The organism is Acinetobacter sp., from assembly GCF_036666595.1.
Taxonomy (GTDB): Bacteria; Pseudomonadota; Gammaproteobacteria; order Pseudomonadales; family Moraxellaceae; genus Acinetobacter.
Genome location: NZ_JAVWVO010000008.1, coordinates 120,362 through 146,015, shown reverse-complemented (window position 1 = coordinate 146,015; position 25,654 = coordinate 120,362). Strand labels below are relative to the sequence as shown.

The window sequence follows — 25,654 nt, the reverse complement described above, 5'->3', positions numbered from 1 at the left end:
TTAGCGAATGTCCAAATAAAAACTTTCTTTGACTTCTTCCATCACAATATAACTGTGCGATGACGCTGAAGAGGGGAGTTTTTTTAGTAAATCGCCCAATAGGCGTCGGTAGGCACTCATTTCTTTTAAACGGGCTTTGACCAAATAATCGAATTCACCTGAGATCAGATGGCATTCTAAAACCTCAGGAATTTCGACCAAGTCACGTGCCACTTGATCAAACACATCGCCAGACTTGGCAGATAGCTTAATTTCTAAAAACACCAATAAGTTTCGATCGACCAGTTGTGGATTGAGGCGTGCGTAGTAACCCATGATAATACCATCGCGCTCTAAGCGTTTGACACGTTCTGAACACGGCGTGGTTGAGAGGTTGACGCGAGAGGCCAATTCACTAATCGCAATTCGTCCATCGCGTTGCAAAATGTCTAAAATCTGCTGATCAATCCGATCTAATTTACGCATTATAAATTTCCTATGTTTAGAATTTTAGCGCGACAAAAATGGCGATTTACCTAGATTATAATGTTAAAAACAGTGAAAAAAACTATTAACCTAAAAATATACTAGTGAAATAAACTAGTGTGTGTAAGGGATCAGTCATGCGTGTAATTGTCTTAGGTAGTGGTGTCATCGGTGTTGCAAGTGCGTATTACCTTGCACAACAAGGCGCAAGCGTTACGGTTTTAGACCGTCAAGCTGGTCCTGCTGAAGAAACTAGCTTTGGTAACGCAGGGCAAATCTCTCCAGGTTATTCTACACCGTGGGCTGCACCTGGTATTCCGTTTAAAGCCGTAAAATGGATGTTCCAACACCATGCACCCTTAGCGATTAACATCGATGGTAGCATGTGGCAGTTGAACTGGATGGCGCAAATGTTGAAAAACTGCAATCCACAAAGTTATGCTATTAACAAAGAGCGTATGACCCGTGTTGCTGAATACAGCCGTGACTGCTTACGTGAACTGCGTAAAGAAACAGGCATTCACTATGAAAACCGTGCGAAAGGAACTTTGCAGGTTTTCCGTAATGAAGCACAGCTTGATGCAGTACAACGTGACATCCAAGTGTTAAAAGAATGTGGCGTCGACTACGAATTATTATTAAAAGATGACTTAGCCAAAGTCGAGCCAGCTTTAGCCTATGCTAAAGACAAACTGGTTGGTGGTTTACACCTACCGAATGATGAAACAGGTGACTGTTACCTATTTACCAATGCTTTGGCAAATCTTGCGAAAGACTTGGGCGTAGAATTTAAATTTAACCAAAATGTTGAAAAACTAGTGGTTGAAGGGGATGAAATCAAAGGTGTAGTGGTTGATGGTCGAGTGCTTACAGCAGACCGTTATGTGCTTGCTTTTGGTAGTTATTCACGTGATTTCTTAAAACCATTGAATTTGAATTTGCCTGTGTATCCTGTCAAAGGCTATTCATTGACCATTCCAATTGTAGATCCTGCATTTGCACCGCAGTCTACGGTTCTTGATGAAACTTATAAAATTGCCATTACGCGTTTTGACCAACGTATCCGTGTGGGGGGTATGGCTGAACTGAGTGGTTTCAACCACGGTTTAAATCAAGACCGCCGTGCAACCTTGGAGATGGTCACTCAAGACTTATTCCCAGGTGGAAACTTAGCTGAAGCAAGTTTCTGGACGGGTTTACGTCCAATGACACCAGACTCTACGCCAATCATTGGTGCGACTCGTTTTAAAAACCTATTCTTGAATACAGGACACGGCACCTTGGGTTGGACCATGGCATGTGGTTCAGGCAAGCTTATTAGTGACTTGGTGATGAATCATCAACCAGACATCAGTACTGAAGGTCTATCGATTCAACGTTACCCTTCAGCAGCCTAACTCGTTTTAGGCCATATTGATTCAAGGAAGAAGAAAATGCCACGTCCAATTACTGCAGTGATTCATAGCCAATCACTGCAGCATAATTTAAATGTTGCTCGCACTAAAATGCCGAATAGCCAAGTCTATGCGGTGGTTAAAGCCAATGCCTATGGTCATGGGATTGAACGCGTCTATCAAGCGTTCAAATCTGCCGATGGTTTTGCGCTGCTCGATTTGGCAGAGGCGAAACGCATCCGTGCTTTGGGCTGGACAGGCCCAGTTCTGTTACTCGAAGGTATTTTTTCAGAGCAAGATCTATTTGACTGCCATGAGCTAAGTCTAAGCTTCAGTATTCATAGTGAATATCAACTTGAATGGTTAGCACGTTTTCCTTTAGAGGCACAGTTCGATGTTTATTTAAAAATGAACAGCGGCATGAACCGTTTGGGTTTCCGTCCTGAACAGTACCGTCAAGTGTGGCAGCAGCTTTCCAGCTTGCCTCAAGTTCAACGTTTAACCCATATGATGCATTTTTCGGATGCCGATGGTGAGCGTTTTGGACGTGACGGCATTGCGCATCAATGTCAGTTATTTGATGCCATTATCCATGATCTACCAGGTGCACGTTCAGTTAGCAACAGTGCAGCCATCTTACGCCATGAACAGTTGCAGTCGGATGTGATCCGTAGCGGCATCATGCTCTATGGCAGCTCTCCAGACTATCCAAGCCATTCGATTCAGGACTGGGACTTGCAACCTGCCATGAGTCTGCGCAGCGAGCTGATTGCCATTCAGCAGTTAAAAGCAGGCGATAGCGTCGGGTATGGCTCAAAGTTCATTGCTGAAACCGACATGCGTGTGGGTATTGTGGCTTGTGGTTATGCCGATGGTTATCAACGGATTACCGCAACAGGTACACCTATTTTAGTCGATGGACAACGCAGTAGTTTAGTCGGACGTGTCAGCATGGATATGTTGGCGGTCGATTTATCTCACCTTCCAAATGCCCAAGTCGGCAGTGAAGTGGTGCTGTGGGGTACATCGAAACAGGGCACTATGCTCAGCATTGATGAAGTCGCAGCAGGTTCAGGCACGATTGGCTATGAGCTGATGTGCGCTGTCACTGCACGTGTCAATTTTATCCAAGATTAAGTTTTATTTTTATACAGTTTCATACAAGGAAAGACCTATGTCACATTCAGACATTCAAAAATTCAACACCAACGAAGTCATGAGTGCAGTCACTGTGTTTAATCAAGTGGTGTATTTGTCAGGGCAAGTGCCAAAAAATACCGACAATGATGTCGCAGGTCAGACCCGTGAAATTTTAGCAACAATTGATGAGCTTTTAGCTTTGGCAAATACAGATAAATCACGTTTGTTATCTGCTCAGCTTTACATCAAAAATCTCTCTGATTTTTCTACAGTCAATGCAATTTGGATTGATTGGATGAATGGTTGTGTAGCGCCTTCACGTGCCACGATTCAGGCTGATTTGGTTAATCCAAATTGGTTGATCGAAATTGCAGTGACGGCTGCACAAAACTAATTTTTAAACTCTCCCCGTGTATATCAGCGCTTGGGTTTCAACCGAAGTGCTGATGAGCGTATAAATGCCGCCCGTTAGGATAACGAGCACTGTATGAACATGGTTTATACGCAAAAAAGGACTTTAACAGGATGTTAAATTATGACGACTACCCCACAAGCTGACGGTGCAAATGCATCATCGCATGAATTACAACGGAAATTATCCAACCGCCACCTGCAATTGATTGCCATTGGTGGCGCGATTGGTACGGGCCTGTTCATGGGTTCGGGCAAAACCATCTCTCTTGCTGGTCCTTCTATTCTGATCATTTATATGATTATCGGGACCATGTTCTTCTTCCTAATGCGTGCATTGGGCGAAATTTTATTGTCAAATTTGCACTATAAGTCGTTTATCGACATGGCTCATGATCTGATTGGGCCGGGTGCGGGTTACTATATCGGTTGGTCCTATTGGCTCGGTTGGGTCTTGGTTGGTATTGCGGACTTGGCAGCCATTATTAACTATCTCGGCTTTTGGCTCCCGCCAGACATGGCCTTTACTCCCATGGGGCAGGCTCTAATCAGTGTCGGCTGTGTGCTGTTTGTCCTTGGGTTAAATTTGCTGACCGTGAAACTCTTTGGTGAAATTGAATTTTGGTTTGCTTTAATCAAAATTTTAGCCATTTTAGGGCTGATCGTGATTGGTGGCTTTATGGTGTTTAGCCATTTCCAAGCACCGGGCGGTTCAGTTGCAAGCTTTAGTCATGTTTGGTCGCATGGTGGTATGTTCCCTCAAGGTGGCAGTGGCTTTTTAGCAGGCTTCCAAATTGCACTCTTTGCCTTTGTAGGTGTAGAGCTGATTGGAACCATGGCTGCTGAAACCAAAGACCCTGAAAAGAACTTACCGAAAGCAGTGAATGCGATTCCAACCCGTATCATTTTGTTCTATGTCTTGTCGCTGTTTGTAGTGATGTCGGTGACGCCGTGGAATCAAATTCCTGCGGATCAAAGCCCGTTCGTTTCACTATTTTTACATGCAGGTATTCCAACTTCAGCCATCATTATGAACTTGGTGGTGCTGTCTTCAGTGATGTCTTCAATGAATAGTGGTGTGTTCTCTACATCGCGGATGCTCTTTGGTTTGGCAAGAGAAGGGCAAGCTCCACAGAGCCTAGCGCGTCTGTCAAAACGTGCGGTACCAGCAAAAGGCTTATTCTTCTCATGTGCTTTTATCATGGCAGGTGCGGCGCTACAGTACTTTGTACCGAACACCGTTGAAGCCTTTACATTAGCCAGCTCATTGTGTGTGATTCTGTTCATCAGTATTTGGAGCATTATTATGGTGTGCTATATCCGCTACCGTAAATTGCGTCCTGAGCTCCATGCAAAATCGACATTTAAGATGCCGGGCGGTGTTTGGATGTCTTATGTGGTCTTAATCTTCTTGTTCTTTACGTTGATTATTTTGAGTTTAGAGGCGGATACTCTTCGTGCACTCATGATCAGTCCACTATGGGTGATTATTTTAGCCGTGACGTATCAACTGCTGTACAAACCGCGTATGAAAAAACGTCTGTTAGGGCAACAATTGGACAACTAAGTAATACTTATCCTGTACTCGTGATGTTTGAAAGAAAGCCCTGCATAAGCAGGGCTTTCTTTTTGCTTGAGCTGAATCAATGGGTTCTAATTCAGTGTTAGATCATTGTATGATTTTATATATAAAAGCTGTCTAAATCAGGCGATTTCACTTTTAATGAGGCACTTTAAAATTTTAATAATGATTTATGCGTAATTATAAAATTGACCTCCTGCGTGGCGTGTCCATCCTGTTGGTGCTGATTCACCATTTCAATATTCCGTATAAATTACACGATACCTTTCTCGGCATCCCCATTGGGGGCGAGAGCTTAAGTACCTTGATTGCCCGAAACGGCAACTATGGTGTGACCATGTTTTTTGTCATTTCAGGTTTTTTGATTACCCAGCATACTTTACAGCGTAGTGGATCTTTGACGCAGATTAAGCTGAAAGATTTTTATATTCGTCGTATTGCCCGAATCATGCCGTGTTTGGTGTTATTGGTCGCGATGGTCAGTGTGCTCGGAAGTTTAGGATTACAACCCTTTATCAATCAGTCGCCCAATGGCGTAGAGGTGTCCTATGCTGTGACTGTTCTTTCAGCTTTGAGTTTTTGGATGAATCTATTGATTATTGAATACGGCTGGGTGAACTATGCCTTGGGCGTATTGTGGTCTTTATCGGTTGAAGAGGTCTTCTATTTAGCATTTCCTGTCCTGTGTTTAGGGCTTGGTCGAGGCAAAGGCATTATTGTTTTTCTGCTCGCTGTCATCGCGTATGCACCATATTTTCGTGCCCTCCATTTTGGTGAAGAAAGTGGTGCTTATCTGTATCATTATTTTTCTAGCTTTGATGGAATTGCCATTGGCTGCCTCACCGCAATGTATGCGCAACATTTTAAAGGTGCAATTTACAATCAAAAAATGATTGTTGCAGTAACAGCGTTTCTAATGACCGCTTTATATTTTTATGCACCCATCAAAGAGGTGATTACTTGGAGCATCAGCGTATTTGCTTTACTTACGGCTTTACTCATATTGTGTTTTACCCAAGACCCGAAAGTTAAACCTGTTTCATACGCGGCACGGGGTTTGGTCTGGATTGGACAGCGTAGCTATGAAATGTATCTGTTTCATTTGATTATTCTCGGCTTAATGAAAGTGGTGTATTTCCCAAAAGAAACTTTAGCGGCTGAAAAGCTGATGTTGTTGCCTGTTTATTTTATCGCGGTGTTTATTTTGAGTTGGGCGATTGAGAAATATTATTCGACCCCGCTCAATTTAAAAATTCGTCAATCTTGGATACGCTCGTAGCGCGGATCTTTAGCTGCGCTGTTAATTTTTTATAGGCATTAAAAAGCCCCGAATCAATCGGGGCTTTTTAAGTGTGGGATTTTAAAATGTTGGTTTCACCACCACTAAAATCACCACGGCAAATAAAATTAGGGTTGGCATTTCATTAAAGAAGCGCCAAAATTTGTGTGACTTGTAGTGCGCATGACCAATCAATTTCTTACGGTAATAACCGCAAACAAAATGGTAAATCACCAACAGTCCAACCAAGCCGACTTTGAGATAGAACCACAAGGCTTCGTGGTAGTGGCGCGTTGCATCACCCCAATCCACCAAGAAGTGTGCCGTGATCAGTGTTGCAATCATCGATGGCCACATAATGCCACGGTACAACTTACGTTCCATGACCTCGAAACGTTGATGACTGACGGCATCATCACTCATGGCATGGTAAACATAGAGCCGTGGTAAGTAGAACAATGCAGCGAACCAACACACCACGGCAATAATATGTAATGCTTTTACCCACAAAAAAGCATCAGAAGGAGCATCCATCAAGTCACCCTAAAATGGGCGGCTTAGCCTTCCCACTTTTTGAAAATGAGACATGCATTTACGCCGCCAAAACCGAAACTGTTACTCATCACAGTATTCAATTTTGCGTCACGTTTTTCAAGCACGATATCAAATGGTTTTGCGCCTTCATCCAGTTCAGTCACGTTGATGTTGGGTGCAATAAAGTCATTTTGCATCATTAGGACTGAGTAGATCGCTTCTTGTACACCAGCAGCACCTAAGCTATGACCTGTCATTGACTTGGTCGAGCTCAGTGGAGGAACTTGACCTTCGCCAAATGCACGTTCCATTGCTTTCAATTCAGTGATATCACCAGCAGGCGTCGACGTACCATGCGTATTCACATAGTCAATTTTGTCTACGCCGTGTTGTTTTGCTTCTTCAAGTGCCATCAGTACACAACGTGTCGCACCTTCACCCGATGGCGCAACCATGTCTGCACCGTCAGAGTTTGCCGCATAGCCCACAACTTCAGCCAAAATGTTGGCACCACGTGCTTGCGCATGCTCTAAAGACTCAAGCACTACAAAACCGCCACCGCCAGCAATCACGAAACCGTCACGGTCAGCAGAGTAAGGACGAGACGCTGTTTCTGGTGTGTCATTGTATTTTGAGCACAGTGCACCCATCGCATCAAATAACAAGCTTTGAGACCAGTGATCTTCTTCACCACCGCCTGCAAGCATTAAGTCTTGCTTGCCGAGTTGAATGAGGTTGTAGGCATAACCAATTGCATCAGCAGACGTTGCGCATGCGCTGGTAATGGTGTGTGCAACACCTTGCATTTTAAAAGCAACGCCAACGTTTGCCGTAATTGTGTTCGACATATTACGAGGTACGAAGAACGGACCAACTTTACGTGCGCCTTTGGTGTCTAACAATTCTTTCATTTCAACTACAGATGCAGTTGAACCACCACCTGAACCACCCGCGATACCATAGCGTGGATTGCCACCAATTTGCTCTGCTGTTAAGCCTGCATTTTCAACTGCAGCAACTGCAGCATTGTATGCATACATGGCACAAACACCCATAAAGCGTTTTAGCTTACGGTCGATACCATCAAAGTCTTGTTCAGCAGCAGCGCTGATATGACTTTTAAAATTGAGTTCAGCATAGGTTGGGTTAAAACGTGTCCCAGAAATCCCGTTTTGTAATGCATGAGTAACTTCTTCCAAAGTATTACCGATACATGAGTTGATACCCATGCCAGTGATTACTACACGTTTCATTTAAAGATCCCTTATATGGTGGTTTTGCAGAGTTGCGCTTAAAGATGAATCAACAATTTATTTCTAAGCCAATTGCAACTCTTATGTTTTCAATGCAGATCATAATAGCAGAAAGAATTTTTAATTCTTATGGCAAATCCTATGCCAATTTGACTTGTGTTCAAATCGGGAGTAGGGCATTTCAACTTTACTAAAAGACACATATTCTTATTGAGATAAATGCGTACTACACCTAGTATTTAGCTAGAAATGAAAGATTATAAAGTACGGGGTACGGAATGGCGGATTCAAACAATAAACAGCGCAGTGGTTTCTTTTCAAATGCCTTCGGAGTGGCTAAAAAGCTCAGCCATACAGGTTTAAACATATTAAACCAAGTGAGCCCAGATACGGCTTCAGCACTGACCAATGCTACAACTGGTGATAGTGCGAGTACAAAAACAAAATCGAAAAATAAGCGTTATGAACACCCGCAGCAAGTCTTAAGAGACCATCTACCGACAGTATCACGTCATTTATTAGGACGTCATTATGTCAACGCAAATCGAGTCGCGCATTTTGTGTCGCCACAACTTTCCGATAAAGCCGCAGATTATTTTTTTAGCCAGCTCAATCAATTTAGCTCGAGTATGAGCTCAGTCGATGCCGTTTTAGATGAAGCGGGCGTGCGTGATTTAGAAATGCTGACCCAAGATGTCGACCGTTCAAAACGGATTAGTCTGGCATTGTCTGAACAAAATAAAATTATTGCTATCTTGCAAGGCGCATTGACTGGTGCAACAGGCTTTGTGGGCTCAACCGTAGATGTCCCTGCTTCCTTGGTGATGTCGTTACGTATGATTTACCAAGTGGGGCGTTCTTATGGCTTTGACTTAACTAAAGAGTCCGATCAAGACATTGTGCAGTTCATTTTTAAACAGATTGATCTTGGGCTGATTGCGGAAAAACAAACTTTGTTGATGGCAATAAAAGCCATTTCAAGTACCTTGCAAACCCATGATGTCTCTCAGTTACAACAGCTTTTAGGTTCAAGTAATGACATTGAAGCCTTAAAGAAATGGTTGACCAATGCCGATGGTCAGTTGAAATGGGGGCAGTCGATTGCCAACCTATCACTACTGAATAAGCTGGCAAAACTCACACCAATTGTCAGTGCAGGGGTGAGTGCAGCCTATAGTTGGCGCCTTGTTGATGATGTACACCAAAAAGCACAACTGGTTTTTTCACAAGCCCGCCAGTATATCATTCAACAAAAAGATACCAGTCTGAGTGCTTTAACAGCATATGAACGCTCACTTGAGCTTTTGGTGAAGGCCTCGCCACGACTGCTGTCACAGCGCAGTACATCAGATACCGATAGCTCAGATTTGAAAATTGGGGCTGAAGTGGAGTTAAATGGTCATCAAAGCATTGCCAAGGTTAAAATCCAGAAAAAGTCCGACAAAGTGACAGAGCCTGTCGCAACCGAAGAACGTGTTCAACAAGGGTTGGAACAGCTTGCAGATCAAATGGTTGAACCCCACGATGCTGTCGCACCGCAGCAACCAGCCCTACAAGTGGAAGAGGATCTTGCAGACTTATACCCAGTGGATGAGATTGAAGAGACCACACAGAACAATAATGAGTCTTTTACGGGAAATGAACCCAGTACGGCTTCAGAACTCGCCGCGAAACCGGCTGTAGAGCCGACTGAAAAAAAGGTTACAAAAAGACGAAATGCGCCAAGTAAAAAATAAACCCTTTAAAATAGATAGAAATTTGTAAAAGCCTTGATTTGGTCAACATTACATGTAGTTTGAAATGTTGACCATTTTTACGTCTTAGCTTACAATTGCATGCCCTCAAAAAGTCGTCTTTTTTTGGGTTTTTTATTAACGGGAGAATTGCCAAATGGCAACAACAAATCAGTTGATCCGTAAGGGTCGTACGACTTTAGTTGAAAAATCTAAAGTTCCTGCGTTGAAGGCTTGTCCACAACGTCGTGGTGTTTGTACACGTGTTTACACAACTACACCTAAAAAACCTAACTCAGCAATGCGTAAAGTTTGCCGTGTGCGTTTAACTTCTGGCTTTGAAGTTTCTAGCTACATCGGTGGTGAAGGCCACAACCTACAAGAGCACAGTGTTGTTCTTATCCGTGGTGGTCGTGTTAAAGACTTACCAGGTGTACGTTACCATACCGTTCGTGGTTCTTTAGACTGTGCTGGTGTGAAAGATCGTAACCAGTCTCGTTCTAAATACGGTACTAAACGTCCTAAGAAATAATCTTTCGAGATTAACTTCTTAGTTCGCTAGAACTGCAATCCTTTATCGTCTCGCTTGTCTGATTTCTGCATTAATTTTGTGAAATTCAAGCGACGTGTAGTAAGGCCAGCGAAAGCACATGACACTTTGTGCTACGGCTGGATTAACCTGAAGTGTCATATATATAGGTAGTTTAAAATGCCAAGACGTCGCGTAGTTGCTGCTCGTGAAATCCTTCCGGATCCTAAGTTCAGCAGCCAAACAATCGCTAAATTCATGAACCACGTAATGCAAGATGGTAAAAAATCTATTGCTGAAAGTATCGTTTACGGTGCTTTAGACCGCGTTCAAGAAAAAAACAAAGTAGACCCAGTTGAATTTTTCGAGACTACTCTTGAAAAAGTTCGTCCTATGGTTGAAGTAAAAGCACGCCGTGTTGGTGGTGCTACTTATCAAGTACCTATGGAAGTACGCCCATCCCGTCGTACTGCTTTAGCTATGCGTTGGTTAGTAGATGCTGCTGCTAAGCGTTCTGAAAAAACTATGGCTTTACGTCTTGCTGGTGAGTTGCTTGATGCAGCTGAAGGTAAAGGCGCAGCGGTTAAAAAACGTGATGACGTGCATCGTATGGCTGAAGCCAACAAAGCATTCTCTCACTACCGCTTCTAAGCGACTAAAACAGCCCCTATTCAGGAGGGTGGCAGCTTGGTTTACGCCAAACTGTCATCGAATCGCTTTAAGCTGTTCGTCAGCTTAAAGCGCCTGTTTTAAACAACAAAATTTAGGAATGCAAGAAATCATGGCTCGTCAAACCCCAATTTCTCGTTATCGTAACATTGGTATTTCTGCGCACATTGATGCGGGTAAAACCACAACTACAGAACGTATTTTGTTCTACACAGGTGTATCTCACAAAATTGGTGAAGTACACGACGGTGCAGCAACAATGGACTGGATGGAGCAAGAGCAAGAACGTGGTATTACCATTACTTCTGCTGCTACGACTACATTCTGGTCAGGTATGTCTAAACAGTTCCCTGAACACCGTATCAACGTAATTGATACACCGGGACACGTTGACTTCACAATTGAAGTTGAACGTTCTATGCGTGTTCTTGATGGTGCGTGTATGGTTTACTGTGCTGTAGGTGGTGTACAACCTCAGTCTGAAACTGTATGGCGTCAAGCGAACAAATACCAAGTGCCTCGTTTAGCATTCGTGAACAAGATGGACCGTACTGGTGCAAACTTCTTCCGTGTTGTTGAACAAATGAAGACACGTTTAGGTGCAGCTCCTGTACCTGTAGTAATCCCTGTTGGCGCTGAAGAAAACTTCCAAGGCGTAATCGACTTGATCGAAATGAAAGCGATCATTTGGGATGAAGCTTCACAAGGTATGCAGTTCGAATACGGTGAAATCCCGGCTGAACTTCTAGCTACTGCTGAAGAATGGCGTACAAACATGGTTGAAGCTGCTGCTGAAGCTTCTGAAGAGCTAATGGACAAATACCTAGAAGAAGGCGAATTATCTAAAGAAGATATCGTTTCTGGTCTACGTGTTCAAACTTTGGCTTGTCAAATTCAACCAATGCTTTGTGGTACAGCGTTCAAAAACAAAGGTGTTCAACGTATGTTGGACGCAGTAATTGAATTCTTACCGTCGCCTACAGAAGTTAAAGCGATTGAAGGTGTTCTTGACGACAAAGCTGAAACTAAAGCGATTCGTGAAGCATCTGACGAAGCTCCGTTCTCTGCGCTTGCGTTCAAAATCATGAACGACAAATTCGTAGGTAACTTAACTTTCGTACGTGTTTACTCTGGTGTTCTTAAACAAGGTGATTCTGTTTATAACCCAGTTAAATCTAAACGTGAACGTATCGGCCGTATCGTGCAAATGCACGCGAACGATCGTCAAGACGTTGAAGAAATTCGTGCTGGTGATATCGCTGCGTGTGTAGGTCTTAAAGACGTTACTACGGGTGATACACTTTGTGATGAGAAAAATGTCATCACACTTGAGCGTATGGAATTCCCAGAGCCAGTAATTGCATTGGCTGTTGAACCAAAAACTAAAGCTGACCAAGAAAAAATGTCAATTGCTTTAGGTCGTTTGGCTAAGGAAGATCCATCATTCCGCGTTCGTACTGACGAAGAGTCAGGTCAAACAATTATTGCTGGTATGGGTGAACTTCACCTTGACATCATTGTTGACCGTATGAAGCGTGAATTCGGTGTTGAAGCAAACATTGGTAAACCAATGGTTTCTTACCGTGAAACGATCAAGAAGACAGTTGAACAAGAAGGTAAATTCGTACGTCAAACTGGTGGTAAAGGTAAATTTGGTCACGTATACGTACGTTTAGAGCCAATGGATCCTGAATCAGAAAAAGATTACGAATTCGTTGAAGAAGTTGTTGGTGGTGTAGTTCCTAAAGAATTCTTCGGTGCTGTGGATAAAGGTATCCAAGAGCGTATGAAGAATGGTGTCCTTGCTGGTTACCCAGTTGTTGGCATCAAAGCTACATTGTTTGACGGTTCTTACCACGATGTCGATTCGGACGAATTATCGTTCAAAATGGCAGGTTCTTACGCATTCCGTGACGGTTTCATGAAAGCAGATCCTATCTTGCTTGAACCGATCATGAAAGTTGAAGTAGAAACTCCAGAAGACTACATGGGCGATATCATGGGTGACTTAAACCGTCGTCGTGGTATGGTTCAAGGTATGGATGACTTGCCTGGCGGTACTAAAGCAATTAAAGCTGAAGTTCCACTTGCAGAGATGTTTGGTTACGCGACTCAAATGCGTTCTATGTCTCAAGGCCGTGCAACATACTCTATGGAATTTGCTAAATATGCTGAAACTCCACGTAACGTGGCTGAAGGCATCATTTCTAAATTCCAGTCTGGCGGTAAAAAAGGTGACGACGAGTAATCTTTCGATTACTATAAGCCCAAACTAATTCATAGTTAAAAACCAAGTGCTCATGCAGTGATCCTGCATGAGTAGTTTAAAAAGGAAGATCTCATGGCTAAGGCTAAGTTTGAACGTAATAAGCCACACGTTAACGTGGGCACAATCGGTCACGTTGACCATGGTAAAACAACTTTAACAGCTGCAATTGCAACTGTATGTGCGAAGAAATTCGGTGGCGAAGCGAAAGACTACGCTGCAATTGACTCTGCACCAGAAGAAAAAGCACGTGGTATTACAATTAATACTTCACACGTAGAATACGATTCTCCAACTCGTCACTACGCACACGTAGACTGCCCGGGCCACGCCGATTATGTTAAAAACATGATTACTGGTGCTGCTCAGATGGACGGCGCGATCCTTGTATGTGCTGCGACTGATGGTCCAATGCCACAGACTCGTGAACACATCCTTCTTTCTCGTCAGGTTGGTGTACCTTACATTCTTGTATTCCTTAACAAGTGTGACCTTGTTGATGATGAAGAACTTCTTGAATTAGTAGAAATGGAAGTTCGTGAACTTCTTTCTACTTATGACTTCCCAGGTGATGACACTCCAGTTATCCGTGGTTCAGCTCTTCTTGCACTTAACGGTGACGCTGGTCAGTATGGCGAAGAAGCAGTTGTTGCTCTTGTTGACGCACTTGACACTTACATTCCAGAGCCAGTACGTGCAATCGACCAAGCATTCTTAATGCCAATCGAAGACGTATTCTCTATTTCTGGTCGTGGTACAGTAGTAACTGGCCGTGTAGAAACTGGTATTGTGAAAGTAGGCGAATCAGTTGAAATCGTTGGTATCCGTGATACTCAAGTAACTACAGTTACTGGCGTAGAAATGTTCCGTAAACTTCTAGACGAAGGCCGTGCGGGCGAGAACTGTGGTGTTCTTCTACGTGGTACTAAGCGTGAAGACGTACAACGTGGTCAAGTACTTGCTAAACCAGGTGCAATCAAGCCGCACACTAAATTCGATGCAGAAGTATACGTACTTTCTAAAGAAGAAGGTGGTCGTCACACTCCATTCCTTAACGGTTACCGTCCACAGTTCTACTTCCGTACAACTGACGTAACTGGCGCGATCAAATTACAAGATGGCGTTGAAATGGTTATGCCTGGTGACAACGTAGAAATGTCAGTAGAATTAATCCACCCAATCGCAATGGACCCAGGTCTACGTTTTGCGATCCGTGAAGGTGGCCGTACAGTTGGTGCTGGTGTAGTTGCTAAAGTAACTGCATAATCATCTGATTGTGTGAAAAAAAGCGCTCCTTTGGGGCGCTTTTTTTATTTCTTCATCTTAGCAATTAAGTGATTATTTTAGGGCAAGATACAGCATGCTTTAGTGTTCATCCTAAAAATAGCGTAGAACTTTACGCACACTAAATTGTCTAACAATCCACCCTGAAAACTGTCCTAAACTGATATTTTGCTGACCCTAACTGCACTTATGGGCGGAGCCCAATCACGTAAGATAAAAAGACGAAAACAACTATAAGTAGTGGATGTCTTCAGGATATTCATAGGAGCAGAAAGATGAATGCGAAGGTAAAAATCACCAACCGTGCGGGTGCGAGTTTCCCTGTACGTCGGATGAACTTTGAGTTTGAAAGCGTACCTGAATATTGGATGAATGGTTCAGCTGGGCTGACCCATTTTATGACCGCGCTATCGGCACTCTTTCCAGCAGGTGAAATGTTTTTTATCGACAGTGTTCGTGCGGTTAGACAGCATCCTTCAATCAAAGACAATCTCGAATTACAAAAAGAGATTTCAGCCTTTATTGGTCAAGAAGCGATGCATACGCAAGAACATGAGGGTTTTAATGCGTCTGCGCAAAAGTATGGGCACGATGTTGCAACACTTGATCGCTATACGGATCGTGCAATTCAAACCACGCGTAAAGTGTTTGCTTTTCTCGGCAAGTCTGTGGGTATTACTCAAGAGATGGTGGATTTAACAGCAACCACCGCGCTGGAACATTTTACTGCAACCATTGCCTCTCAGTTGTTGGTCAATAACCACATTCAAGAGCTAATGAGCGATGAAACCATGAAAACCATGTGGTTATGGCATGCCATTGAAGAAAATGAGCACAAAGCTGTGGCTTATGATGTATTTGAAGGAGTTTTTGGAAAGGGAATCAAATCCTATCTACTACGAACGGGATCACTGGTTGCAGCCATGGCCATTTTATTCTGCGTGCAGTCGTACTTTGTGTTCCGTTTATTACATCAAGATAAACAACTGAACAGGGCTGCGTTGAAGGATATTTATACCTATGCGTATAGTCCATCGAAAGGGATTATTACAGGAATGGCACGTGAAATGATCATGTACTTTAAACCAGGTTTTCATCCTAATCATCACGACACCGACGCTTTACTTGAGAAGTGGAAGTTAAAATTAGGGTTTTAAGCAGTTTTGGCTCTTTGAGCGATGTAAATCGCTCTTTTTTTTGTTCGGTTTTTAGCACAAATTTTTTATACTGTGACATCCACATTTTAGAAAGATAAACGAAGATGATTCGTTTAATGCAAGCTGCGGACTTAAGCCAAGTTGCGCAGATTGAAAATTTAGTTCAAACCCATCCTTGGAGCCTACAACAGTTCCAAGAGTCCATGCAGTCTTATCACAGTACTGTGATTGAACAGGCAGGGCAGGTGGTAGGCTTTTGTATCCTCCAGCCCGTTCTTGATGAGGCCAATTTATTGTTGATGGCCATTCATCCAAGTCAGCAAGGCAAAGGGTTGGGGTATCGGCTATTAGATGCATCATTGGCACAACTCAAAAACAACCCGCTACAGGTGTTTTTAGAAGTCCGTGAGAGCAATCAAGCCGCCATAGCCTTGTATGAGAAGTCCGGTTTTCATCAAATTGATTTGCGTAAAAACTATTATCCTAAACCAGATGGTGGTCGTGAGCATGCCATTATTATGGTGAAATCGTGTAGTGATGACTTTTCCGAGTTATTTAAATAAGAGAACAGTCGAGCTTGTATGGTGCCATTATTTAATAATGGCGTTATTCCACCCCGAAGGTAGGGTGGTCATTAATGAGTTTCCCAATTGCTGCACTTCCTCTCTGCTCAGGCTATGATTGAGTCTGCGCCACTGACCATCAATCAACAATTCTAGTGGTAAATACTGCGATTTATAGTTCATTTTTTCTGAGTGCGGTACCCAATAGCCCAAATACACAAACTGTAAAGCGCGTGCTTTGGCGAGCTCTATTTGTTTTAAAATGGCGAAAGTCCCCAGTGAGCGTTTGTTTTCATCGGGATCAAAAAACGTATAAACCGCAGATAATCCATCATCTAAAGGATCGCAGGTCGAAACACAGATGAGCTGGTCTTCTTTCCACAGTTCTAAGAAAAAGCTCTCGGTACAGCTATGGACGAGGAATTTATCAAACTGATCGCGGCTAGGTGGGAACATGTCTCCATCGGCATGGCGTTTAAAGATATAACGCTCATATAAGTCATAATGCTTCTTGGTGGCATCCGCAGTGCGGGTAATTTTTAAAGTAAGATCTTGATTGCGCTTCCATGCTTTTTTTTGACTGCTGTTCATTTTAAATTCACGTACAGGTACGCGGCTAGACAAGCACTGTCGGCACAGATGACACTCTGGGCGGTAGACAAAATCACCACTCCGGCGAAACCCGACGCGAGAAAGTTCGGACAGCGTGACGACATCAATACGATGCGCTGGATCGAGAAAAACCATCCGAGCTGACTTTTTTTCTAAATAGCTGCAGTCATGCGGTGGCGTGATGTAATACTGTAAATCATTCAGTAGGGACTTCGGGTGATACGAATTCATTATAAATCCCTCTATTATTCTTTATTCAGTCAGTCGCGCATTTTGCGCTATTGTTTTACTTGAAAATACACCCTCCTGATACATTTTCCAATCGATAGCGGGTTGATTTACAACATCTTGTAACGATTTTAAGTAGGTTTGCCGAGAAAGTGTACAAGCACCAAGGCTTAAAAGATGATCATTGACCAATTGGCAGTCGATCCAAGGCAGCTTATTTTCACGTCCAATCAACATCAGCGTATAAAATGCCATTTTTGAGACATCCGTTTCGGTACTGAACATGGACTCCCCAAAACAGCCGTGTCCAATGCTGATGCCGTATAGTCCACCAACCAAGCGTGTTTGATCCCAAACTTCAACGCTATAGCCATAACCAGCATCGAACATTGCGCAGTAGCCATCAATAATGTCATCACTGATCCACGTGTCATCAGCGTAGCTGCGTGGTAGTGAGCAGGCACGGATCACCCGTTCAAAAGCTTGATTGATGGTGATGCGATAATCTTGCTTTTTCATACTCCGAATGAGGGTTTTACTGGGCTGATAATCCTGCGGGCGTATGATGCAACGTGGTTCAGGACACCACCAGCAAATGGGCTCACCTGTTGAGAACCATGGAAACAAACCATGGGTATAGGCTTCAAACAGGGTAGAAGGGGAGAGGTCTGCACCGATACAAATTAAGCCTTCACCCTCGGGGTCAACTTCAAGCGGATCGGGAAAGATATACTCAGAAGGCGGTAACTGCTGCATAGTGGTGTGTATACATGATAAAAAATGACTTTAAGATCATACATAAAAAAACCGCCTATGGAAGGCGGTCTTTTTCAAGGCTCAGATTATTCGCCTAAAGCATCCAAATACTTTTCCGCATCTAGCGCAGCCATACAGCCAGAACCCGCTGAAGTGATCGCTTGACGATAAACGCTATCTGCAATGTCACCTGCTGCGAAAACACCAGCGACAGAAGCAGCTGTGGCATTACCAGATGTACCGCTTTGAACTTGGATATAGCCATCACGTAAGTTCAATTGACCATCGAACATTGCGCTGTTTGGCTTGTGGCCAATGGCAACAAACAAACCTTGAACATCAATATCTTGTGTAGATTCATCTTGAGTCGATTTTAAGCGAACTGCGGTTACACCCGTGTTGTCACCTAAAACTTCATCCACTTGGTGATTCCAAATGATGCTGATTTTGCCTTCTTTTTCTTTCTCAAATAAATGATCTTGAAGAATTTTTTCAGAACGCAATGAATCACGACGGTGAACCAAAGTCACATGCGATGCAATGTTAGACAAATATAGTGCTTCTTCAACGGCAGTATTACCGCCACCCACAACCATGACTTTTTGGTTTTTGTAGAAGAAACCATCACAGGTTGCACATGCGCTCACGCCTTGGCCCATAAAAGCAGCTTCAGACTCAAGACCTAAGTACTGAGCGGTTGCACCTGTGGCAATAATCAGTGCATCACAAGTGAACTCATCCATGTCACCTTTGAGTACAAATGGACGTACAGAAAGATCGACTTCATTGATATGATCGTAGATGATTTCGGTACCAAAACGTTCCGCATGCGCTTGCATACGTTCCATCAGTGCAGGACCTGTTAAGCCTTCAGGGTCACCCGGCCAGTTATCAACTTCAGTCGTTGTAGTTAGCTGACCACCGAGTTGGATACCCGCAATCAATGTAGGCTTTAAGTTGGCACGCGCAGCATATACCGCAGCGCTGTAACCCGCAGGGCCTGAACCGAGAATAATCAAACGTGAGTGACGAGCGCTCATACGTAGAATCCTTTTTTTATTTAGAAATTTGTGGAATTATACGTGAAACTCTATAACAGTTGTGTGAGTTCAATGTCGATATTATTGATCAATCAAATCGATTTGAGCTATATAGAAGAAATATGCGGTGTAGAGCGGGAAAAAGTGGAAAAATCATCTGCTCGCTATACATAAAGCATTTAAGAATAGTGCATCTTTTTATAAAGAAGAGGTGCATAATATGACGTTTATTGTGAAACTTTTGCTTTAGGTTTCGAACAAAAACATTAATGAAGAATTTGTTACAGGACAGTATATGACTGAGGTGTCGGGTGCTTATGCACAGCGCTTATTAATGACATTATTTTTAGTCTCGTTTGGCATTTATTTGTTCCTTGCTACCGTGACCTATACCCCATTTGATCCGGGCTGGATGCATATATCAAGTGATACTTTGCAAGTCTCGAATGCCAGTGGCGTTGCTGGGGCGTGGATTGCCGACTTACTGTTTGGTTTTTTAGGCTGGGCAAGTCTACTTATTCCGGTGTTTTTGTTCATTGAAGCCATTCAAGTTTGGTGGCCGCATAGTTTTTTAAACCGCCCATTTCGTTATGCTGCACAATTCTTTATTTTGCTTGCAACGGCCAGCTTATTGTTCTTGTTTTTGAAAGTTCCAGCGGACACTTTAGACAATGCCTCTGGTGGCATTATTGGGTATGAACTGGGACAAAGTCTGTCGCAGATTTTAACCATTTACGGTGCAACCTTATTTTTGGTCGTGTTTACCGTGGTCTTATTGACCTTGGCTTTCGGTATCAAATGGAACCGTACTTTCGCCACGCTCAAAGCAACTCCTGCTTATTTACAAGATTTATTTTACCGTAACGTACCTGAAAGCGAGTCTGCCTTTGATCGCACGACGCCAAGTGTGAAAAAAGAAGTGATTGCAACGGCACCGAAAAAGGGTGTTGAAGTAACGGAATTGGTCGAGGCGCCAGCCGTGCAAGAGCTATCCGTTAAAGCACCTCAGCGTGACTATTCAGCAGAGCATTTATTTAATGACATGGTGGCCAAAGAGCAACGTGTTCAAGAACAACATGTGGACGTGGATGATGAAGTAGAGCTTGAGCGGACTATAGAAAAAGCGCATCAATTAGAACAAGACAGTCAGCGTGTGGTGGCGACAGGTGAAGTGTGGCGTGCATTAAACTCAGGTGAAGATCAACGTCATAAAAACGATATTGATGCTTTACTTCGTGCTGCCGAAGAAGATCGCCCATTTAGCCCAGAGCAACATTTTCAAGCAGTGGTGCAAGATCATACAGCGCCAATTGCTGATCCTCATTATTTCCAAGACGATGCCCCTGCACAAAAGAAAAATGTCGATTGGGATGATGATGAAATCTTTGACGAGCTGCTTGCTGCCGTACCCAATGGTAAAACAGCAACGGATGTCCACAGCCCATTCAATACGCCTGAACCGGTGTCTCATTTACATGTGGTTGAAGATCCAGTTGCTGTATCTGAAGTTGCAATCTTGAGTGCTGCAGCGAGTCCCGTTGCATTACAAGCAGCGCCGAGTGGAGTTGCAAAAGCACAGCTCGATGAGTTGGATGATTTAGACGAATTCCTTGCTGAAGATTGGTCGGAGCAGAAAGTTGCTGCTTCAGATGTACGGACCAGCAGTAGCTATGCCCAGTCATCTGCTTTTGTACAAGCACCCATTCAGCATCATAATACAGTGAGCACAAGTGCTACAGCGGCTTTAGCCAAAGAAGTTTTGTCCAAAGAAGCATTTATTGAAGCATGGCAGGACACCGCTGGAAAACCGCAAGACGAAGAAGAGTTTGACTTTGATGCGCCATTGACTGATGCATCAGGCCGTCCAATGTCTTTGTCCATGCAAGTAGCAGAGCGTCGTCGTGATTTATCACCACTGCCAGGACTGGATTTACTGGATGAAGTTGACCTGAATAAAAAAGTCAATTTCACTGCTGAACAGTTGGCGCGTTTATCTGAATTACTTGAAATTAAACTACAAGAGTTCAATGTCAAAGCTAAAGTGGTCGAAGCGCAGCCAGGGCCAGTAGTAACTCGTTTTGAGTTGGATTTAGCACCGGGGGTGAAAGCCTCTAAAGTGACCAATATTTCACGAGATCTGGCACGTTCAATGTCCATGGCATCTGTACGTGTGGTTGAAGTCATTCCGGGTAAACCGTATATCGGGATTGAAGTGCCGAATAGCACACGTGAAATGGTACGTTTAATCGAGTTGTTGACCATTCCTGCTTTTACCGATCCAAATAGCATTCTTTCGATGGCAATGGGCAAAGATATTTCGGGTAATCCAGTGATTGCTGACTTAGGTAAAGCGCCGCACATGCTAGTTGCAGGCACCACTGGTTCAGGTAAGTCTGTTGCAGTGAACTCGATGATTTTATCGATGTTGTTGAAATATACGCCAAATGAGCTGCGTTTAATTTTGATTGACCCGAAACAGTTAGAACTTGCGAACTATAACGATATTCCGCATTTGCTTACTCCAGTGGTCACGGACATGAAAGATGCGGTCAGTGCTTTGAACTGGTGTGTGAATGAGATGGAACGTCGTTATAAACTGATGTCTTTCTTAAAAATTCGTAAGCTGGCGGACTATAACCGTAAAGTGGAAGAAGCGATTGCCAATGGTGAAGAGCTGATTGATCCGACTTGGAAAGCCAGTGATTCGGTTGCTGGTGAGCGCGCACCACGTTTGACCCCATTACCCTCGATTGTAATTGTGGCGGATGAGTTTGCCGATATGATTATGCAGGTTGGTAAGAAAGCTGAAGAAATGATTACGCGTTTGGCACAAAAGTCACGTGCCGCAGGCATTCATTTGTTACTTGCAACGCAGCGTCCATCGGTCGATGTAATTACGGGTCTGATTAAAGCCAATATCCCAACACGTGTGGCTTTACGTGTGAACTCGAAAATTGATTCACGCACGATTTTGGATGCTGGTGGGGCGGAAGACTTATTGGGTCATGGTGATATGTTGTTCTTAGGGCCGGGTAAAATTGAACCTGAACGTGTACATGGTGCCTTTATTGCCGATGATGAAGTCAACCGCATCTGCGATGCGTGGCGTGAGCGCGGCTCACCAAACTATGTCGATGAAATCTTAACGCCATTTGATGAAGAACCTAGTTCTCGCGGCTTTGAAGATGGCGATGGCGATCCAAACCGTGACGCGCTTTATGACCAGTGTGTTTCATTTGTATTGGAAACACGCAAGGTTTCGGTGTCCTCGCTACAACGTAAGTTCAGCTTGGGCTATAACCGTGCCGCACGGATTGTCGACCAAATGGAAGAAAACGGGATCGTGAGTGCGCAAGGTGCGAACGGTAAGCGAGAGATTTTAGTTTAAAAAGAAAGCCTGCGGATTGCAGGCTTTTTCTTAATCATTCAGTTTAGGCATCCAGTCATGCAAATTATTGATGCATTAATTCCATTGGTGGTACTCATTGCCATGGGGTATGTATTAAAGCGGTATCGCTTTTTAACGGTGGAATTTTGGCAAGGTGCTGAAAGGCTGAATTATTGGATTTTATTTCCTGTCTTACTGTTCAGTAGTCTAGCCACCGTTCATTTTAATGTCGGGCAAGTCTTGCCAGCGCTTGCTGTGGTCTTTACTGTGACCTTGTTGATGAGTGTAGTGCTGTGGGTATTAAAAGCGATGTATGGTACCCCTGTGGCGCAATTTGGCGTCTATTTACAGAGTCATATTCGCTTCAATACTTATATTGGTTTGACCAGTATGGCTTTGATTTTTGGCGCTGCGGGGATGCAAGTTTTCGCCATGATTATTGCTTTTGTTATTCCTTTGGTGAATATGCTGTCTGTACTTGGTTTTTCCCAAGGGCAGGGACTGTCTTATAAAAACATTGCGTGGTCGGTTGCGAAAAATCCACTGATTCTGGCCTGTCTGGTCGGGATTCTTTTTAATTTTTCAGGTATGCATTTGTCCGAGAGCATTAACCAATCTTTAAAGCTAGTAGCAGGGATGAGCCTCCCGCTTGGGCTCTTGTGTGTGGGCGCAGCACTCCAGTTTAATGCGTTAAAATATGCGGGTCGAGCGCTAATCTTAAACACTTTTGGACGTTTAATCTTGGTACCTATTTTAGCCTATGTAGGCTGTCTTTTATTTGGTTTAGCAACATTTGAAACCATGATTGTAGTGGTATTCTTCTCGCTCCCAACGGCTTCAGCAGCCTATGTCCTGACCAAATATTTTCAAGGGGACAGTCAACTCATGGCGGCGATCATTAGTTTGCAAACTTTGTGTTTCGGTTTGACTTTTCCACTTTGGATGTGGTTTTTACAGTCATAAAAAATGCCAGTCTCCTAGGAATGAACTGGCATTTGTAGATCATGCGCATTAAGCAGATCTAGGTTTAGGCGAATTTAGCCAAAACCTCTAAGAAGGGAGCTGCTTGACGTGGATAAGCGGCAATCACGTCATGGATACGCTGACCTTCTGGATTGGTGGCATTAATGTCGCGACCATCCGTTTTAAATTGGGTGAGCAGTCGCTCATAATCACTTGGGCGCATGTGTTTAAATGCATGGTACAACACATGAAAATCGCCATTCACACCTTCAGGAGGAAGCTGAGTTAAGTAGGCAAATACACGCTCATCTGACCATTCTTCATTGAACGTTGCTGGCTGAGATAATGCCATAGCAATCTCCTTGCTGGTTTAATCATTAAAAAAGGCAAAATATGGGAGACAAAGAAAATACTTTCTTGTGTCTGCGCATATTCTGCCTTGATTCAATTTGCTTGACTAATCAAAAATCAGATTAACGTTCTTCAGGCAAATTGATATTCATTTCAAGCATTTCAATATTCGCTTCAGAGCGTACAGCCATTTGAATGTGCTGTTCATCTACACCGCGAACATAGCGATTCACCACTTGCATGATTTCTTTCTTCATTTGGTCGATTTTGTCTTGGCTAAGACGTTTACCTAAACCACTTTCAGACGCTACGATGACTTTCAAACGATCCTTCGCTGTTTGAGCACTAGACGGTTTTTCATCATTACTAAAAAGCTTACTCCAAAATCCTGCCATGTCTACGCTCCAAATAGTCGTGCTAACCAGCCTTTAGGCTTCACCGTAATATGACGGTAAGGACGTTCGTCACCTAAGAAACGTGCCACAAGGTCATCATAGGCTTGACCTGCTGATTCTTCAGTAAAGAGAATCACTGGTTTACCTTCGTTCGATGCTTGTAAAACGCTCTTACATTCAGGAATTACTCCCAAAGTTGGCACACGTAAAATATCTTTAGAAATGTCGTCAATGGTTAACATTTCTTGTTTATCGGCACGTTCAGGGTTGAAACGTGTGATACACAAGTGTTTACGAATACGACCTTCATTCATTTCAACTTTTTTGGTTTTGCTGTCGAGCATACCAATAATACGGTCAGAGTCACGTACAGATGAAATTTCAGGGTTGGTCACAATAATCGCTTCATCGGCATGGTACATTGCTAAAATTGCACCGCGTTCGATACCTGCGGGTGAGTCACAAATAATGTAGTCAAACTCTTGTGACAACTCATCCATGACACGTGCTACGCCTTCATCAGTTAAGGCATCTTTATCACGGGTTTGCGAAGCAGGTAAAATATATAAATTCTCGATATCTTTATCGCGGATAAGCGCTTGTTGTAATCGAGCTTCGTTATTTAATACATTGACAAAATCATACACAACGCGGCGTTCACAACCCATGATCAAATCAAGGTTACGTAAACCTACGTCAAAATCGATCACAACAGTTTTGTGACCACGTAGGGCTAAACCTGTTGCAAAAGATGCGCTTGTCGTAGTTTTGCCTACGCCACCTTTGCCTGATGTTACGACAACAATTTTCGCCACCGAATCCACTCCTGTTATGGTTTAAATCCCCTTATTTATCATTTGGGGCTTTTGGTGTTTATTTATACATTAAAATTCAAGCGCTTCAAATACAAGCTCTTGTTGATCATTTAAGTAAATATGTGTTGGGCGTTTTAAATGCTGCGCTGGAATATCATCTGCAACACAATAGGTCCCTGCAATTGAAACCAATTCGGCTTCTAAAGCATGACAGAAGATGCGTGCAGCGCTGTTTCCGCCCGCGCCGGCAATGACTCTACCACGAGCACTACCATAAATATGTATATTTCCTGAAGCAATCACTTCCGAGCCACTGTTAATGCCTGCGGTAATAATGATATCGCCTTGATTTTGAACCAAGCACTGACCAGTACGTAAAATTTCGTCATGGTATGAAGTTGCATGGCGAATGACAGGTGCTGCCACAACGGGTGCATTGGTAGAAGCTGTCGCAGCGGGAGCTGGGGCTTCAACCACTTGCTCTTTGGTTGCTTTGACTTCTTGAAGTTGCGAGCTAATACCATGTCCTTGTGCTGGAATCACAGGGAACTGAATGGCGCGGGCTTGTTCAGCCAAAATTCCTTCTTGTACTGCCATTGGCTGTACATCCAGATCCAGCAATAATTGAATCAAGGAAATTAATTCTTGCTCAACGCTACTTTCTAGAACAACTAATGCTCCAGCAGTCGATGCATTTTGTAATGTTTTACTTAATTGCTGTCGGATTGCATCATGATCATTGGTGTCAAGGGTAATGCGAATCGCATTGACCATTCTGCCTGTTATCCGGATATCAGCCATAATTTTTCCTTAAGACTTCTCAGATTTATTTTTTACTAAAGAAGTG

General features: G+C 43.4%; 24 protein-coding genes. 14 read left to right on the top strand and 10 right to left on the bottom strand.

All coding sequences use genetic code 11. The features are described 5' to 3' along the window. Positions 1–465 carry an Lrp/AsnC ligand binding domain-containing protein gene (locus RR876_RS11730; protein ID WP_004694947.1) on the bottom strand — a complete coding sequence of 155 codons (465 nt, stop codon included), beginning with the start codon at positions 463–465 and terminating at the stop codon, positions 1–3. 137 nt (positions 466–602) lie between these two features. On the opposite strand from RR876_RS11730, the gene RR876_RS11725 reads away from it, so the two are divergent. The 5 genes from RR876_RS11725 (at position 603) to RR876_RS11705 (ending at position 6,271) form a co-directional block, all read left to right on the top strand. Next, on the top strand, positions 603–1,862 hold the full coding sequence (locus tag RR876_RS11725; protein ID WP_332478370.1) for a D-amino acid dehydrogenase: 1,260 nt from the start codon (positions 603–605) through the stop codon (positions 1,860–1,862). A 36-nt stretch (positions 1,863–1,898) separates the two neighbouring features. After that, positions 1,899–2,996, top strand: a complete 1,098-nt coding sequence (gene alr, locus RR876_RS11720) for an alanine racemase (RefSeq protein ID WP_332478371.1) — start codon at positions 1,899–1,901, stop codon at positions 2,994–2,996. Between the two features lie 37 nt (positions 2,997–3,033). Further along, complete coding sequence (locus tag RR876_RS11715; protein ID WP_004694941.1) at positions 3,034–3,393, top strand: RidA family protein; 360 nt, start codon at positions 3,034–3,036, stop codon at positions 3,391–3,393. Positions 3,394–3,534: 141 nt separating this feature from the next. Then, the gene (locus RR876_RS11710; protein WP_004984251.1) at positions 3,535–4,977 is read left to right on the top strand and encodes an amino acid permease; all 1,443 of its coding nucleotides are present in this window, start codon (positions 3,535–3,537) and stop codon (positions 4,975–4,977) included. A gap of 187 nt (positions 4,978–5,164) precedes the next feature. Next, on the top strand, positions 5,165–6,271 hold the full coding sequence (locus RR876_RS11705; protein WP_332478372.1) for an acyltransferase: 1,107 nt from the start codon (positions 5,165–5,167) through the stop codon (positions 6,269–6,271). Positions 6,272–6,352: 81 nt separating this feature from the next. Here the strand turns inward: RR876_RS11705 and RR876_RS11700 are convergent, their stop codons facing one another. Both RR876_RS11700 and RR876_RS11695 read right to left on the bottom strand, forming a co-directional pair. After that, positions 6,353–6,805, bottom strand: a complete 453-nt coding sequence (locus tag RR876_RS11700; protein ID WP_005011820.1) for a CopD family protein — start codon at positions 6,803–6,805, stop codon at positions 6,353–6,355. Positions 6,806–6,828: 23 nt separating this feature from the next. Next, positions 6,829–8,058, bottom strand: a complete 1,230-nt coding sequence (locus tag RR876_RS11695) for a beta-ketoacyl synthase N-terminal-like domain-containing protein (RefSeq protein ID WP_004694933.1) — start codon at positions 8,056–8,058, stop codon at positions 6,829–6,831. A 278-nt stretch (positions 8,059–8,336) separates the two neighbouring features. Here RR876_RS11695 and RR876_RS11690 point away from each other — a divergent pair, with 278 nt between their 5' ends. From RR876_RS11690 to rimI, 7 genes are all read left to right on the top strand, one after another. Continuing rightward, on the top strand, positions 8,337–9,794 hold the full coding sequence (locus RR876_RS11690) for an EcsC family protein (protein WP_332478373.1): 1,458 nt from the start codon (positions 8,337–8,339) through the stop codon (positions 9,792–9,794). Positions 9,795–9,948: 154 nt separating this feature from the next. Next, positions 9,949–10,323: a 30S ribosomal protein S12 gene (gene rpsL, locus RR876_RS11685; protein ID WP_002050319.1), complete on the top strand. Its 375-nt coding sequence runs from the start codon at positions 9,949–9,951 to the stop codon at positions 10,321–10,323. Positions 10,324–10,500: 177 nt separating this feature from the next. Next, entirely contained in the window at positions 10,501–10,971 is a 471-nt protein-coding gene (gene rpsG, locus RR876_RS11680) for a 30S ribosomal protein S7 (RefSeq protein ID WP_004694929.1), read from the top strand. Between the two features lie 130 nt (positions 10,972–11,101). Beyond that, the gene (gene fusA, locus RR876_RS11675; RefSeq protein WP_159128056.1) at positions 11,102–13,237 is read left to right on the top strand and encodes an elongation factor G; all 2,136 of its coding nucleotides are present in this window, start codon (positions 11,102–11,104) and stop codon (positions 13,235–13,237) included. Positions 13,238–13,330: 93 nt separating this feature from the next. After that, the gene (gene tuf / locus RR876_RS11670; protein WP_004692776.1) at positions 13,331–14,521 is read left to right on the top strand and encodes an elongation factor Tu; all 1,191 of its coding nucleotides are present in this window, start codon (positions 13,331–13,333) and stop codon (positions 14,519–14,521) included. 293 nt (positions 14,522–14,814) lie between these two features. Next, entirely contained in the window at positions 14,815–15,696 is an 882-nt protein-coding gene (locus tag RR876_RS11665) for a metal-dependent hydrolase (protein WP_332478471.1), read from the top strand. A gap of 104 nt (positions 15,697–15,800) precedes the next feature. After that, positions 15,801–16,259 carry a ribosomal protein S18-alanine N-acetyltransferase gene (gene rimI, locus RR876_RS11660; protein WP_332478470.1) on the top strand — a complete coding sequence of 153 codons (459 nt, stop codon included), beginning with the start codon at positions 15,801–15,803 and terminating at the stop codon, positions 16,257–16,259. Between the two features lie 27 nt (positions 16,260–16,286). Here rimI and RR876_RS11655 read toward each other — a convergent pair whose 3' ends face one another. The 3 genes from RR876_RS11655 to trxB form a co-directional block, all read right to left on the bottom strand. Then, positions 16,287–17,102 (bottom strand): arginyltransferase, encoded by an 816-nt coding sequence (locus RR876_RS11655; protein WP_332478469.1) that lies wholly within the window; start codon positions 17,100–17,102, stop codon positions 16,287–16,289. Between the two features lie 21 nt (positions 17,103–17,123). Beyond that, positions 17,124–17,855: a leucyl/phenylalanyl-tRNA--protein transferase gene (gene aat / locus RR876_RS11650; protein WP_234965346.1), complete on the bottom strand. Its 732-nt coding sequence runs from the start codon at positions 17,853–17,855 to the stop codon at positions 17,124–17,126. 86 nt (positions 17,856–17,941) lie between these two features. Continuing rightward, a complete protein-coding gene (gene trxB, locus RR876_RS11645; protein ID WP_004694912.1) occupies positions 17,942–18,895 on the bottom strand; it encodes a thioredoxin-disulfide reductase in 954 nt (317 codons plus the stop codon). Positions 18,896–19,190: 295 nt separating this feature from the next. Here trxB and RR876_RS11640 point away from each other — a divergent pair, with 295 nt between their 5' ends. Then, the gene (locus tag RR876_RS11640) at positions 19,191–22,283 is read left to right on the top strand and encodes a DNA translocase FtsK 4TM domain-containing protein (protein ID WP_332481933.1); all 3,093 of its coding nucleotides are present in this window, start codon (positions 19,191–19,193) and stop codon (positions 22,281–22,283) included. 57 nt (positions 22,284–22,340) lie between these two features. Further along, a complete protein-coding gene (locus tag RR876_RS11635; protein WP_332481932.1) occupies positions 22,341–23,246 on the top strand; it encodes an AEC family transporter in 906 nt (301 codons plus the stop codon). 64 nt (positions 23,247–23,310) lie between these two features. Here RR876_RS11635 and RR876_RS11630 read toward each other — a convergent pair whose 3' ends face one another. The 4 genes from RR876_RS11630 to minC form a co-directional block, all read right to left on the bottom strand. After that, positions 23,311–23,598: a PA4642 family protein gene (locus RR876_RS11630; RefSeq protein ID WP_004694907.1), complete on the bottom strand. Its 288-nt coding sequence runs from the start codon at positions 23,596–23,598 to the stop codon at positions 23,311–23,313. Positions 23,599–23,719: 121 nt separating this feature from the next. Next, the gene (gene minE, locus RR876_RS11625) at positions 23,720–23,992 is read right to left on the bottom strand and encodes a cell division topological specificity factor MinE (protein ID WP_004694905.1); all 273 of its coding nucleotides are present in this window, start codon (positions 23,990–23,992) and stop codon (positions 23,720–23,722) included. 2 nt (positions 23,993–23,994) lie between these two features. Next, positions 23,995–24,807: a septum site-determining protein MinD gene (gene minD, locus RR876_RS11620; RefSeq protein ID WP_039889843.1), complete on the bottom strand. Its 813-nt coding sequence runs from the start codon at positions 24,805–24,807 to the stop codon at positions 23,995–23,997. Between the two features lie 69 nt (positions 24,808–24,876). Beyond that, a complete protein-coding gene (minC, locus tag RR876_RS11615) occupies positions 24,877–25,608 on the bottom strand; it encodes a septum site-determining protein MinC (protein WP_332478057.1) in 732 nt (243 codons plus the stop codon). Between the last annotated feature and the right edge of the window lie 46 nt (positions 25,609–25,654).